This is a genomic window from Halobacillus salinus, from assembly GCF_004684905.1.
In the GTDB taxonomy this organism is placed as follows: Bacteria; Bacillota; Bacilli; order Bacillales; family Halobacillaceae; genus Halobacillus; species Halobacillus salinus.
In genome coordinates this window covers 386,923-400,561 of the sequence record NZ_SRJC01000001.1, presented here as the reverse complement: position 1 = coordinate 400,561, position 13,639 = coordinate 386,923, and the positions used below count along the sequence as shown (strand labels likewise).

At 44.8% G+C, this 13,639-nt stretch carries 11 protein-coding genes, 1 pseudogene and 1 riboswitch; of the genes and pseudogenes, 4 read left to right on the top strand and 8 right to left on the bottom strand.

The annotated features are described in order from the left end of the window. Positions 1-24: 24 nt before the first annotated feature. A complete protein-coding gene (locus E4663_RS02295) occupies positions 25-1,512 on the bottom strand; it encodes a Na+/H+ antiporter NhaC family protein (RefSeq protein WP_079479215.1) in 1,488 nt (495 codons plus the stop codon). Between the two features lie 591 nt (positions 1,513-2,103). On the opposite strand from E4663_RS02295, the gene ppc reads away from it, so the two are divergent. After that, positions 2,104-4,866, top strand: a complete 2,763-nt coding sequence (ppc, locus tag E4663_RS02290; protein WP_135326558.1) for a phosphoenolpyruvate carboxylase — start codon at positions 2,104-2,106, stop codon at positions 4,864-4,866. 298 nt (positions 4,867-5,164) lie between these two features. Here the strand turns inward: ppc and E4663_RS02285 are convergent, their stop codons facing one another. Both E4663_RS02285 and E4663_RS20345 read right to left on the bottom strand, forming a co-directional pair. Then, on the bottom strand, positions 5,165-5,689 hold the full coding sequence (locus tag E4663_RS02285; RefSeq protein ID WP_135326557.1) for a DinB family protein: 525 nt from the start codon (positions 5,687-5,689) through the stop codon (positions 5,165-5,167). A 119-nt stretch (positions 5,690-5,808) separates the two neighbouring features. Further along, positions 5,809-6,156 (bottom strand): annotated as a pseudogene (locus E4663_RS20345) (GNAT family N-acetyltransferase); the annotation flags it as partial. A gap of 100 nt (positions 6,157-6,256) precedes the next feature. On the opposite strand from E4663_RS20345, the gene E4663_RS19715 reads away from it, so the two are divergent. Next, positions 6,257-6,427, top strand: coding sequence for a hypothetical protein (locus E4663_RS19715; protein ID WP_158290406.1), 171 nt, complete (start codon positions 6,257-6,259; stop codon positions 6,425-6,427). Positions 6,428-6,446: 19 nt separating this feature from the next. On the opposite strand, the gene E4663_RS02275 is transcribed toward E4663_RS19715, so the two are convergent. The 5 genes from E4663_RS02275 to E4663_RS02255 form a co-directional block, all read right to left on the bottom strand. Beyond that, on the bottom strand, positions 6,447-7,823 hold the full coding sequence (locus E4663_RS02275; RefSeq protein WP_135326556.1) for a Glu/Leu/Phe/Val family dehydrogenase: 1,377 nt from the start codon (positions 7,821-7,823) through the stop codon (positions 6,447-6,449). 109 nt (positions 7,824-7,932) lie between these two features. Then, positions 7,933-8,451 carry an ATP-binding cassette domain-containing protein gene (locus E4663_RS02270; RefSeq protein WP_135326555.1) on the bottom strand — a complete coding sequence of 173 codons (519 nt, stop codon included), beginning with the start codon at positions 8,449-8,451 and terminating at the stop codon, positions 7,933-7,935. Continuing rightward, positions 8,451-9,230, bottom strand: a complete 780-nt coding sequence (gene fabI / locus E4663_RS02265; RefSeq protein ID WP_135326554.1) for an enoyl-ACP reductase FabI — start codon at positions 9,228-9,230, stop codon at positions 8,451-8,453. Before fabI ends, E4663_RS02270 begins: the two co-directional genes overlap by 1 nt. A 46-nt stretch (positions 9,231-9,276) precedes the next feature. Next, positions 9,277-10,344, bottom strand: coding sequence for a C45 family autoproteolytic acyltransferase/hydrolase (locus E4663_RS02260; RefSeq protein WP_135326553.1), 1,068 nt, complete (start codon positions 10,342-10,344; stop codon positions 9,277-9,279). 62 nt (positions 10,345-10,406) lie between these two features. Beyond that, positions 10,407-11,057, bottom strand: a complete 651-nt coding sequence (locus E4663_RS02255; RefSeq protein ID WP_135326552.1) for a VC0807 family protein — start codon at positions 11,055-11,057, stop codon at positions 10,407-10,409. A 188-nt stretch (positions 11,058-11,245) separates the two neighbouring features. On the opposite strand from E4663_RS02255, the gene E4663_RS02250 reads away from it, so the two are divergent. After that, the gene (locus E4663_RS02250) at positions 11,246-12,304 is read left to right on the top strand and encodes an NAD(P)/FAD-dependent oxidoreductase (protein WP_135326551.1); all 1,059 of its coding nucleotides are present in this window, start codon (positions 11,246-11,248) and stop codon (positions 12,302-12,304) included. A gap of 121 nt (positions 12,305-12,425) precedes the next feature. Then, positions 12,426-12,538: riboswitch (TPP riboswitch) on the top strand. A gap of 117 nt (positions 12,539-12,655) precedes the next feature. Next, entirely contained in the window at positions 12,656-13,630 is a 975-nt protein-coding gene (locus E4663_RS02245) for an ABC transporter substrate-binding protein (RefSeq protein WP_135326550.1), read from the top strand. Positions 13,631-13,639 lie beyond the last annotated feature (9 nt).

The following is a 13,639-nucleotide window of genomic DNA, read 5'->3' as shown; positions in this document are numbered from 1 at the left end:
GTGGCACGCGGGATTTTGTTCAGATTAAGATTGTTTATATTCTTCTGGTTTCAACTCTTCTCCATTTTTCCCGGAATAGCGAAGTCCCCATCCTGTCCATGCAGCGATGAACATGACGATCAGTAAACCCCATCCTTGGAAGACGAATGGAAAGACTTCGATCGGACTGACAACAGGCACGAAATCATACTGCTCTGCCGCACCCTGAATCGTTGTCCAAGCGATCAAGACACCAGCACTCCAAGGGAAAATATACCCAAGTGAAGAAGTGACCGTATCTAAGAAGTTCGCACGTCTGTAAGGGTGAATATTCATCTCTTTCCCAAGTTTGCGCACGAATGGAGCTGCAGCGATTTCGGCTGCTGTGTTAATCGTGATGAACATGTTCAAGAAAGCTACGATTCCGAACATAGAGAATTCGGCACGACGCGTTACATTGTTGATGATTCTAAGGAAGAAGTTTTTGATTACTTCCATGGTCCCGGCTACTTCCAACAAGTATGCCGAAGCCATAATGAACAGAATCAGAATCGCCATATTGAAGTACCCTGCAATTCCGCTCATAAGCGCTCCTTCTACGACTGGGTCCCCTGCTTCGTTCATATAAATGTGGATCACTTCTGTAAACGGCGTCCCTGTCATCAGAATGAAGACAATCGATGCGACAATGCCCCACGATAAGGAAGTGAGAAGATGTTGCCCGCTTAACGCCAAATATAGGACGAGCACAAACGGAATCAGCATCAAGAGACCATTAGGCGTAACTTGTGATTGAAGCTGATTGATCACTTCCTGGCTTCCTTCCTGTCCACCACTGCCGGTAATAAAGAATAAAAGAATAGCTGGAATAGCAGCAGCAAGCGAATACTTGAACCTGGAGCGAACCACTCCTGGTACATCCGCATCTTGCGTTGTGGCAGAAACGATGGTCGTATCGGATACCGGAGCTAAGTTATCACCGAATACCGCACCACTCAGAATCGCCGCTAACAAAATAACAGGATCAGCACCTAAGATGATACCTGCTGGATACATTAACAGACCGAATGTTGCAACGGTACCGTATCCTGTTCCCACTGCTGTCGCAAATAAAGCAGACAGGAGGAACGTAATCACGACAAATGCTCCACCTTCTAGTCCTGTCTGGAATCCGAGCCAGATCAACCCATCGACAAGCCCCCCAGCAGAAAGCAACTGAGCGAACATCCCTGCCCAGAACCAGGCGATAATCGCTACAATCCCGACTGGTTGAGCCATTCCTGAAATTAAACTCTGTGCATAATCCGCCCATTTAGATTTCACGAAAAACAAGCCAAGTACGATACCTATGACCATACCTAAGACTAGTGCCTGTTCCGTTACAAGTTTTGTAACACTAAGTGTAATCGCCCAAACGATGAAGAACACTAAAGGGATCGTCGCAGTAAAGACACCTCCGCGGAACTGAAGCGTGCCGACGGACTTCTCCCCAACGGCTTCACTGATTTCTTCGTTGTTTTGTTGATCTGCCACCTTAATCCCTCCTCTACATTTTCAGACTATGGCATACCCTATACTCTATCACGTGAAACAAGCCAAATAAACAGAAAATCTTTAATTCTTTAAAGTAAATAAGTGGAAGTGTCACAAGTGCGTCACAATAGGGTTTTCCTCTATAATCGGAAGACCAATTCAGAGATTTTTCACTCATTTAAGCCTACCATTACCTCCTTGGAATAACCCCCTCCCTCCTTATTCATTACACGAATAACAGAAAGACAATATTCGACAAGTTTCCCATTTTGTATTTTACCAGATGAAACTTCTTTAAGGGACCGCAATGCTTATGCAAATTTAACTTCGATTTGATTAGAGATATTAGATACAACCCACATCCGGGACACGGTTTTGGCAATAAAATTCAAGGGTATTATCAACGATAGAAAGGTAGCGCTTACATCTTTGCAGTGACTTCGTTTCCGAGAGATTTGAGAAGGTCTGAAACCTGCACATTACGCGCCGTTACTGGGTTTAAACGTTTGACTATACTAATTATTCTGATAATATTATGAAAACATAGGGCTATTTTTTCATTCGACAAAAATAGAATTATAGGAAGGTGACATTGTGACAACACAATCGAAAACAAATGACCATACAACTCCCTTAAGAAGGGATATCCGAGTGCTCGGTGAGATGCTCGGTAATATTCTTATCCATCATGGTGGAGAAGAATTATTAAACAAAGTAGAGAGTATCCGTACATTGACCAAACAACTGCGTAACCAACCGGATGCATCGACATATAACCAATTAAAAGAAGAAATCAACAACCTGAAGCCCCCGATGCGCTCTCAAGTGATTCGCGCATTCTCAATCTATTTCCACCTCGTTAATATTGCAGAACAAAACCACCGTATCCGTCGCCGACGCGAGTATCAACTTCGTGAAGATCATGGAGCACAGCCCTTCTCGCTTGAAAGTGCCGTACTTAACCTGAAAGAGAACGATTTCTCAAGAGACGTGATTCAAAGTGTTCTGGATCACTTATCCTTAGAACTGATCATCACTGCACACCCGACGGAAGCAACGAAACGGACCGTTCTTGAAATACAGAAACGAATCGCTACAATCTTGAAGCGTCTCGATCATCCACAGTTGACGAAACGCGAAAGAGAAAGTCTACAGGATAGTCTACAGAACGAAGTAACCGTTCTATGGCAGACGGACGAACTGCGCGAACGTAAGCCGACGGTTATGGATGAAGTACGCAACGGATTATATTATTTCGATCAAACGCTATTTGACGTACTGCCTGACATCCACGAAGAACTCGAATTCCGCCTGGAAGAAAATTATCCAGGAGAAGAGTGGGCTGTTCCGAACTTCCTACGTTTCGGTTCTTGGATCGGTGGAGACCGGGATGGTAACCCGAACGTAACACCAGATATCACATGGAATACTCTGGAGAAACAACGAGAACTGATCCTACAGAAATATGAAGGCGTTCTTATCGAATTGATGAAACGCTTCAGCCATTCTACCACTCAAATCAACGTTTCGGACGAGCTCGTTCAATCCGTTGAAAGTGGCGAACAACTTATTGGAAAAGATAAGAAATGGCGTGTCGAGAAAGAGATTTACCGACGCAAGTTTGCCGTGATACTAGGCCGTCTTCGTAGCGTCGGCCATTCAGCGATAGGGTATAACAACTCAGAAGAGCTTCTGGATGATCTGAAGCAAATTCGCGACAGCGCATCTACCCATCAACCGAACAAACGCGAGCTGAAGAAACTGCGTAAACTAATTCGACAAGTAGAACTCTTCGGTTTCCACTTAGCAACATTAGACATCCGGAATCATAGCGGAGAACACGAATCTGCTGTTGCTGAACTCTTGAAAAAGGTCGGCATCGAGTCCGACTATCGTGAGCGCTCCGAACGCGAGAAGCTGCATATCTTGCAACAGATCCTTAAAGATCCACGTCCGATTTCCTTGCTGAACGAAGACTATTCGGAATCGACACAGGAAATGCTGAACGTCTTCCACATGATCCGTGATGCACACCTTGAGTTCGGTCCTCGTTCGATTGAAGTTTACTTGATCAGTATGGCGGAATCTGCAAGTGACGTACTGGAAGTATTGGTCCTAGCTAAAGAAGCCGGTATTTATCGTCTCCATGCCGATGGATCCGTTGAGAGTACAATCAATGTCGCACCGTTACTAGAAACAGTCGATGACCTAATTGCTGGACCGGAAATCTTGAAAACGTTATTCGAAATGGATGTGTACAGCAAACACCTCGACAAGCGCGGAAATCATCAGGAAATCATGCTCGGCTATTCCGACGGAAGTAAAGACGGTGGAACGCTTACAGCGAACTGGCGCCTTTACAAAGCCCAGCAAGAGATCCACGAGATGGCTCGCAATTACGATGTAACCTTGAAATTCTTCCACGGTCGTGGTGGATCACTCGGACGTGGTGGCGGAACGTTGAACCGAAGCTTACTCTCCCAGCCTGCTGAAACATTGGGAGATGGTGTTAAAATCACGGAGCAAGGGGAAGTTCTTTCATCCCGTTACCTGCTACGTGACATTGCCTACCGAAGCCTGGAACAAGGTGCTTCGACGCTGCTTGAAGGAGCTGCGAAGATCTCCCAAGAGTCGGAACAGGCTCACAGCCGCGAACAGGCATGGGTGAAAGCAATGGAAGACATCTCTGATGTTTCGCTTGAGAAGTATCAATCTCTAGTCTTCGGCGATGAAGACTTCTTGACTTACTTCAACGAAGCGACACCGCTTAAAGAACTCGGAGAATTAAATATCGGTTCCCGCCCGATGAAGCGTAAAGACAGCTCGAAGTTTGAAAACCTCCGTGCTATACCTTGGGTATTCGCTTGGACACAAAGTCGTCAGCTAATCCCAGCCTGGTTCGCTTCTGGCTCAGGGCTTTCAAGCTACGCCGAACAAGGCGATGAGAACTTAGAACAGCTTCAGAATATGTATGAAAACTGGCCGTTCTTCCGCACAACAATCAACAACCTGCAGATGGCACTGACCAAAGCAGATATTCAAACGGCCAAAGAATATACGCAACTCGTAAACGACCAAGCGATTGGAGAGCGCATTTTCCAAACAATCGTTGAGGAGTATAATCGTACGAAAGATATCCTGCTTAAAATCACAGGTGATGAAGAACTGCTGGATCACCAGCCGACCATCAAAGAATCCGTACGCCTGCGTAACCCTTATGTCGATCCAATGAACTTCCTGCAAGTCGAACTCATCAAAGAACTTCGCAAAACAGAAGACGTCGATGAGGAATTGTTGACAGAAGTTCTACTGACGATTAGTGGTGTGGCAGCTGGATTGCGTAATACAGGTTGATATGTAGTAGACCGTCCCATTGTGGGACGGTCTTTTTTCGTGTGTGGGGTGGAGGGTTGGAGCGCGAGCTCTTCTTCTCTTCCCTTTTTCTCTTGTATTTGTGGTAAAAGGGCAAAGAGTCTATCTATCTTCCATTTCTACCGACTATATAGGGCAAAAGGTCAGAGAGCATCTCTTTCTCTGACCTTTTCTACAACTTCCAACGTCAAAAGGACAAAGAGCGCCTTCCTCTCTTCCCTTTCTCTCTCCTTTTCACAGCAAAAGGGAAGAGAGCGTCCTCCAAACACGTCCCATCCACCTACAGTCTAACCTCCGCTAGTTGCCGTTTGACGGAACGGATCTGGCCCCGGTGGTTCATCTCATCCTCCATAACATGAAACCATAAATAATGATTGTTGTAAGAGGTACCGTTGTCCCACTTTGCTTCCTCCTTCAACCAATTATCTTCCTTAGACTGCAAGGATTTCAGAGTTTCTTGTCGTACAGACGATAGAATATCGAGGTGGTAAGATAGTGGTTGACCTTTGATAATAGACCTTGCTTCCTCTCCGAGCTGTAGAGCTGCTTTCCACTCCTCCCACTCGCTAGGACTCAAGTCTCTCTTATCAAAAGAGATGACTCTATGTACAAATTCTATTGCGGCGATATGTACAAGCAACGCACCTATGGAGTTGCCATGGTGATCTGGTACATAATCCAGTTCTTCTATAGACAGCCCATCCAGTTCCTCCAGAGTCACCGCTCGAGTGTGCTCAAGCATAGAAACGAGTTCTCCTATTTTAGAATCATAGCCCTCTAGCGAAACGATCCGATAATCAATCATGTAACATCCTCCTCTTTTTCTTTGCACTGCTCATCTTACCAGTTATTAACAACAATAACAGACTCAAATTCCTATAAATGGTATGCTATACTATAGATGAACATACAAAAAGAGCAACGTCATATGGCGTTGCTCTTTTTGTGAATAGGTAACATGTAACTGTTGTATGCAAAGACAGTGGTGCATCCTAAGTACTCAGCAATCGCCACGGATGGATGGTTCTCTTCTCTGAAATCCAAGTAAGGAACAAATAGATTAGTAAAACAATTCCTGACGTATGTGTGCGCTAATTTCTGGGCTAAGTTCTTACTTCTATATTGTTCGACCGTTTCCACATACACCGCATGCCCTTCTTTATGCATATTGGCAGAAAAACATATGCTTGTAACTTCTGAATGGTTAACCGCTACAAAACCGATCCCCTTAGCAAAAAATTCATCAATAGTTGGCCAAAACGAAAGTAGTTTCTTTTGAACAAAGTCCCCATTATTGAAAACATCACCTCAAAGTTGTTCCTTCACTACAAAAACAGGGTATTAAGTAACATGTAGTTAAGGAGGACATTATATGTTTTTAGAATTCTTTTCCATCATAGTCCTTATTCCTTTTGTTGGCGGATTGCTAGCTATAGCAAACGACCGACTGGAATGGCAAAAGGATCACACTTATCCTAAACATCTCAGAATTGTCATAGATAATACCAAGAATATAGAAGAAAAAAATAGACGGCTGCCGTGAGCAGCCGTCTATTTTTTCTTTAATATAGTTTACCTTGACGATACATGATGGTCGACAGTTTTTTCACAGAGTGAATGTAACTGTTCTGACGTAGTGGGAATGGGTCGCCGAAGAATTGTGGAAGAATCGTATCCATAGTCGTTTTCATTTTATCGAAAAGACGTTTGTACACTTCATCCTCCGTCATGAACTGAGCTTCACGGCCTTGTACCCATTCATAGTAAGATACGATAACACCACCGGCGTTGGCTAGAATATCTGGAACGATCAGCACCCCTTTATCAGCAAGGTATTTGTCTGCTCCTTCGGTGATCGGTCCATTCGCACCCTCTATGATGATACGGGCTTGAATATCTTCCATGTTATCTTCATGAATTTGATCTTCGAGTGCTGCTAATAAAAGAACGTCTACGTCCAGTTCCAAGAGATCGTCCCGTTCTTTGATTTCCGCTTTTATCTCATGCTCTTCCAACTGACTTTTATCCGTTGGAAGGTCCCCATCATTGTCTTTTGTGAACTTGACAAGTCCTTGGATGTCCAACCCGTCATCATTATATAACATGACATTATGGTCACTGACGGCTACGATTTTATTTTGTAGATAATTACATTGAAAGGCTTCGAGTGCTGCGACAGATCCCAGGTTCCCGAAACCTTGGACTGCCATTTTCAGCTTTTTATCCGCATGATCGAGAGCGGTATGAGCGAAGCGGTTATCTGAGTCCCTCAACCACTTCTTGTTCTCTTGGACAAAATTGTGCATCATATAGCGGAAGGTGTAATAAACCCCTTTACCGGTGGCTTCACGACGCCCTAGAGAACCTCCGTTCAGAATACTCTTACCAGTGAAGCTGTTTCGATACGGCTTTCCTGGATGAGTGCTCTTATACTCTCCCATCATCCAGTCCATTTCCCTTTCCCCTGTACCGACATCAGGAGCTGGGATATCCTTGTCCGGCCCCAGAATATCATTAAAATATTGCACGTATTGCTTACAAATTAAATTGAGTTCTTTCACGCTGTATTCTTTCGGATTGATGACCACGCCACCTTTTCCCCCTCCAAAAGGAAGTTCATGAAGCGCATTCTTCAATGTCATCAATTTCGCTAGATTAGCGACCTCTTCTTCGTTAACAGATTCGTGAAAACGAATACCACCTTTGTAAGGTCCGACCGTATCACTATGTTGGATACGGAATGACGGAATCCGAACAATACGACCGTTCTCTAATGTAATCCTGAGGAACGATTTATGTATGTGGTTCGGCGTCGACAACAGGGCGACCAGCGATTTGAAAGCCTGTTCTCTCGTTTGTGCTTGTAGATCTGGTAGAAATGTATCATCTTCCATTAGGGCTTTGAGTGATTCTTCGATGATAGTTTGTTGTTTTTGCATAGTCGATTCCTCCGTTCGTGTAATATCGCGCTCTTTTTTTAAGGTTCCCTAATTCGAAAGTATGAAACGTTTTCAATACAGAATCTGGGTACTAAAAAAAGCCCAGGGTTCAACCTGGGCTTCGCAGTTCACTTATATAGTGGTGTACATCTTTGTCACTATGAAGCTTATATACTTTGTCCTCATACGCCTGTAACTCTTGGTGAAACCTGTGCCGCTCCTCGTTTTGATACGTAAAGCTCCAACGAATCATATCTCTCAACATGCGGAGCGAAGGTCGGTAATTGGAGGACTCTCTTCCAAGGAGCTGTCTGAGATATCGGCGGATCACTCTGTAAATCCGAAAGGCTAGCGGTGGCTCTAACCATACAATGTGGTCTGCCCTTTCCAAACTCCCTTTCATCCAATCGTTTAAGTGGACACCTTCGACAATCCACGAAGGATATTGTTGGAACGTCTGGATGAGGTATTCAACCCTCTCTGACTCTGACCGTCTCCGGTCGCCGTCCTTCCGCCTTTCCCACATCACATTATCAAGCTCAATGTGACAACACTTGCTTCTCTTAGAAAGTGTTCTTCCAAGCGTTGTTTTACCACTCCCTACAGGTCCTAGGATGTGGATTTTCATTACCCAAGGATGTTATAGCCTGAATCGACATAGACGATTTCACCTGTGACACCTCTAGACAGGTGACTCATCATCGCAAGCGTCATGTCGCCGACTTCTTCTTTGGTTACATTGCGGCGAAGAGGTGACGTCTCTTCAATCTTACGCAAAATCTCGTTAAAGGAAGGTACACCTTTGGCAGCAAGCGTCCGGATAGCACCAGCAGAGATAGCATTAACGCGGATGTCATGCTTACCAAGGTCTGCTGCCAAGTAACGGACGGATGCTTCTAGCGATGCTTTTGCAACTCCCATCACGTTGTACCCTTCTACAACGCGCTCTGCTCCGAGGTAACTCATCGCAATAAACGATCCACCTTCTGTCATAAAAGGTTTTGCAGCTTTCGCAACTGCTACCAAGGAGTAGGCACTCGTGTCTTGAGCAAAGGAGAAACCACTTCTAGACGTGTCCAAGAAGTCCCCTTTCAGATCTTCTGCATGAGCAAATGCAATTGAGTGGACAACTCCATGGATCACCGGGTTTGCCTCGCCGATTTGCTGGAATGCCTGCTGAATGCTTTCGTCTTCATTCACGTCACATTGGACCACTTCCTTCGCTTCGATTTGGAACTCTTCAAGAAGCTGCTCCAATTTTTTCAGTGAGCGATCCTTTCGATATGTAAAGATGAGATTAGCTCCTGCTTGGTGAAGGGACTGTGCCACACCCCACGCCAGGCTCCGTTTGTTCGCGACCCCCATCACCACGATATTTTTATCTTTCATTTGTAATAAATCTTCCATGATTGACCTCCCAAAAATCTGAATCTACTCCGTAGTGTACCACAAATTACTTTTTGCCAGACCAATAAGCTTGATCGCTCATATGAGCGAATGGAATCTCGGTATCCACTTCCCCATTTATCCGTGCTTCTGTGAGATCTTCCCCTGCCAGCCACTTGCTGAAGTCGAATTCGACAGGCTCTTGGTCACCACCTAGTGCAAACAAGGCTTTCATTTCTTTTGGCAGATAACCTGCTGTGTGGATGGTGCCGGCCCAGTTGCTATATAGTTTAGAGAAAACACCCTTGTCCGTATCGTTCATCATGCGAAATGCATCATATGCGCTTTCGATAGACGGTCGATTACTCTTAATGGCATCCATTCGTTTCATTGAATCGACTAAGTGATGACGGTTCTCTTTTGTCAAAATTTCAAAATGGTTTGTGCAAACGTCGGATTCCCGGACTTCTACTCCACGTGGGGACGCTTCTACGACATACGTCTTGCCACTGTTATCAAAGACCGTATAACTGAAGGAGTGGCGATGTGGAATATCCTTCAACATTTCGACTGCTTCCTCGACGTTTGCGCAGGCCTCTAATATCATTCTTCCGATCATACAACAGATGAAACCGTCGCCGGGGCGTTTGCGGTGCATGAAGTTATAGCCCATCACGAGCCCCTTTTCATTCATGCCGTCCATTCGTCCGGTGATTCGCTGTGTCGGTCCGATGATGGCGTACCCTTGATCAGTCGGTTGAAATAGGCTGTATCGCCCTTCGTAAGTCTTCGGCATATAATCATAATTTCGGATCATATAGCCTTCTCCCGTCATGATTGAACACCCCGACCGCTTATAATCGATACGGTATCCACCAAACTCCATCATTACCCGTTCCATCGGCCAGTCGAGTGCGTCTCTTAGACCTAGCAGTTCGTCCCATACACCTGGGGCGAAACGAGTTATAGAATCCTTCACTTCCTGTTCCTCTACAGTAAAACGGGGCTTACGGACGCGCCATTGCTTCTCCCGGTTCTTGACTGTTAGAGAATCACGTAGCTCTTCTCCCTGCATATATCCAAAATCATAGTGAGTTCCTCTAAACTGTAGGATGTTGCTATGGATTTGTTGCATTGTTTTTCCTTCTTTCCGCTTATGGAGTCTCTTTACCATTTTCTAACCAGATTCCAAAGAATTCAAGCCTCTTTCATCTCATTTTCAACTTCCTCAATGAGTTCAGGAGATTGTTGAATCACCTTACCGATATAAAAGAATCCTCCAATAATCGGGATTGTCAGCCCCCAGTTCAATATTTGTCTAAGGATCAGTCCTTCATCAAACGCTTCGACTCCATACTTTTGAATCAACCAAACCTTCACACTCGCTAATAGGATATCCTGCAGGGCAAATCCGACAACAATCCAATTGAATAGATGTAGCAGCTTCTTTTTGTAAAAAAGGCGTTTGGAAAACTTCCGGTCATATCCTTGCATCTCACTGAAATCAAGCGCAAAATAAAGCGCGATTGGACGCTTGATGATAATAGTCAGCAAAAAGAACGCCCCTAATATATAGGCATAGATGACATTGTTCCATAACAACCTGATAGCAGACCCGGACAGCACATCGACGAGCGTACCGACCACTAAGGTTGTAATCATATAAATCCCGAATAGATTAACTTTCTTCAATGCTAAGAAGCGGTAAATCGTATAAATGATTCCTGGCACAGATGATAGAAGCATCGCATAATAATCCCCTATCGGATCACGCAACAGATGCCATAAAGCAATAGGGAACACTAAATAAAAGATCACATCATATAAGACGAAGTTCTTCTCTTTCAACACGTCACCTCCATTTATCCATACGAATTCTACTCAATAATGTTTCATCAAGAGAAAACTTCTGTGAAGAAATGCTCAGTTCTTGTAGTTTTTAAGTGTATTTTTTGGTAATCTAAACTTGAGAGAATCCGTAAGCGTTTACGATGAATTGCAACTAGATTGGAATTTGAAGAAGGTGGTGTGCAGGGATGAGGAAGCTAGTGATTTTAGGTGGTGGATACGGCGGCATCAACATCTTGAACGGTTTGCTTGAAGAGGTGCCGGATGATGTACAAATTACTGTCGTTGATCGAAATCCGTACCATTCCTTAAAGACAGAATTTTATACCATTGCTGCAGGAACGGAGTCAGACAGACATTCACGTGTTGACTTCCCGACTCATGAGCAGGTCGAATATGTATTTGATGAAATCGAAAAGATCGATACGGACAGCGAAAGCATTGTGTTAAGAGGGAAAGAGGACAGCCTTTCCTATGACTATTTGGTCATTGGACTTGGATGCGAAGACAACTATCATGGGATTGAAGGAGCATCTCAATTTACAGAGAGCGTCCAAACCTTCTCCGCTGCCAGACGTGCAGGGTATCGCATTGGAAACCTGGGAGCGTACAAAAATGTTACGGTTGTCGGCGCAGGCCTTAGTGGAATCGAGGTTGCATCGGAAGTACGTGAAAGCAGAGCTGACTTGAACATCCGCTTGCTTGACCGAGGCGAGACCGTATTGAAAGCTTTCGACTCCAAGATTCAGAACTATGTCGAGAAATGGTTTCATAAAAACGGTGTCGAAGTCATCCACGGAGCAAACGTCGAGTACGTGGAAAAAGACGGCGTTTGTAACAATGGGATTTGTTACATGAATGACGTAACGGTCTGGACTGCAGGCGTACGCCCGAACTATTTAGTACGTGAACTCCCTTTCGAAAAAGATTCCCAAGAAAAAGTGATGGTCAACGACTTTTATCAAGTCCCGAGTCAGCAAAATGTGTATGTCGTCGGAGACTGCGCATCTTCTGAACATTCCCCAAGTGCCCAACTCGCTGGCCAGCAAGGTGAAAAAATTGCAGACATATTAGCTGCAGTGCTGAACGACCGAGTACCAGAAGCACCAGGAGAAGTGAAGTTAAAAGGTGCACTTGGATCACTCGGAAAGAACGATGGGTTCGGCAACATGCTTCAAAAGCCGATGACTGGTGTACTACCGAGACTTGCGAAATCCGGTGTGCTTTGGCTTAGTAAACGACATTAATGGAGAGATCCTGGATGCACAAACACGTGCCAGGATCTTTTTTATATTGACTTACTTGGGCTTGATAAATCTATTAAACTGTGTCAAAGTATGGATAAAGATTCGTTTATACAATGGAATAGGTTATATGTAGGGGGACCAGTGTAGCTGGTTGAGATTGTATCCTTTGATTGATACTGACCCTTAGAACCTGATCTGGTTTAGACCAGCGTAGGGAACATCTGATACGACTATAATTTCGTTCATGATATTCAAGCACCCTAGGTATGGTACCCGGGGTGCTTTTTTGTATTTCAGGTACCCCTCCCGCCTCCATCACATAAACGAAAAATCTATTCTGGAGGGACTCACATGAAGAAAGCTCTACTATTTTTACTTACGGCGGTGGTTTTGACAGCGTGCGCAAACTCTGAAGGTGCTGCCACAGAAACAGAGAAAGTGAAGCTTGTTCTTGACTGGACGCCGAACACGAACCACACCGGGTTATATGTCGCTCAGGCGGAAGATTACTTCAAAGATCAAGGACTCGATGTAGAAATCATGCTTCCTGGTGAGGCAGGTGCCGATCAGCTTGTAGCGTCTGGCCAAGCGGATTTTGGAATCAGCGCCCAAGAAACGCTGACAGAAGCGCGGATTCAGGACATCCCTGTTGTCAGCATCGGAGCGATCATCCAACATAACACTTCCGGATTCGCCTCACCGGTTGAAAAGGACATCACTTCCCCTGCCGATTTTGAAGGAAAAACGTACGGCGGCTGGGGAGCACCAGTTGAAAAAGCGGTATTAGATTCCTTAATGAAGAAAGAAGATGCTGACGTAGAGAAAGTTGAGATCGTCAACATGGGGAACTCTGATTTCTTCACGGCAGTCGAACGCGATATCGATTTCGCTTGGATCTATTACGGTTGGACAGGAGTCGAAGCGGAACTTCGCGGACAAGAGCTGAACATGCAATATTTGACGGATTACTCTGAGAATCTTGATTACTACACGCCGGTATTAACAACAAATGAAGCGATGATCAAGGAAAACCCGGACACCGTCGAAGCATTCATGGCTGCTGCAACAAAAGGGTACCAATTTGCCATCGACAAACCGGAAGAAGCGGCGGATATATTAATCGATGCGGTTCCGGATCTCGACCCAGAGTTGGTACGCGCAAGTCAGAAATGGCTCTCCCCGAAATATAAAGACGATGCAGAACGCTGGGGACAGCAAGAACTTGATGTGTGGAACAACTATGCGGAATGGATGCTTGAGAACAATCTACTAGAACAAGAACTAGATGCAGAAGAAGCATTTACGAATGAATTCTTACCAGAATAAGGAGGAACA

Bases quoted from the DNA above. Each gene is read 5' to 3' on its own strand.
- fabI (WP_135326554.1), bottom strand. From the start codon at position 9,230: ATGGAAGATTTATTACAAATGAAAGATAAAAATATCGTGGTGATGGGG.
- E4663_RS02285 (WP_135326557.1), bottom strand. From the start codon at position 5,689: ATGATTGATTATCGGATCGTTTCGCTAGAGGGCTATGATTCTAAAATA.
- E4663_RS19715 (WP_158290406.1), top strand. From the start codon at position 6,257: ATGTTTTTAGAATTCTTTTCCATCATAGTCCTTATTCCTTTTGTTGGC.
- E4663_RS02250 (WP_135326551.1), top strand. From the start codon at position 11,246: ATGAGGAAGCTAGTGATTTTAGGTGGTGGATACGGCGGCATCAACATC.
- E4663_RS02275 (WP_135326556.1), bottom strand. From the start codon at position 7,823: ATGCAAAAACAACAAACTATCATCGAAGAATCACTCAAAGCCCTAATG.
- E4663_RS02270 (WP_135326555.1), bottom strand. From the start codon at position 8,451: ATGAAAATCCACATCCTAGGACCTGTAGGGAGTGGTAAAACAACGCTT.
- E4663_RS02260 (WP_135326553.1), bottom strand. From the start codon at position 10,344: ATGCAACAAATCCATAGCAACATCCTACAGTTTAGAGGAACTCACTAT.
- E4663_RS02245 (WP_135326550.1), top strand. From the start codon at position 12,656: ATGAAGAAAGCTCTACTATTTTTACTTACGGCGGTGGTTTTGACAGCG.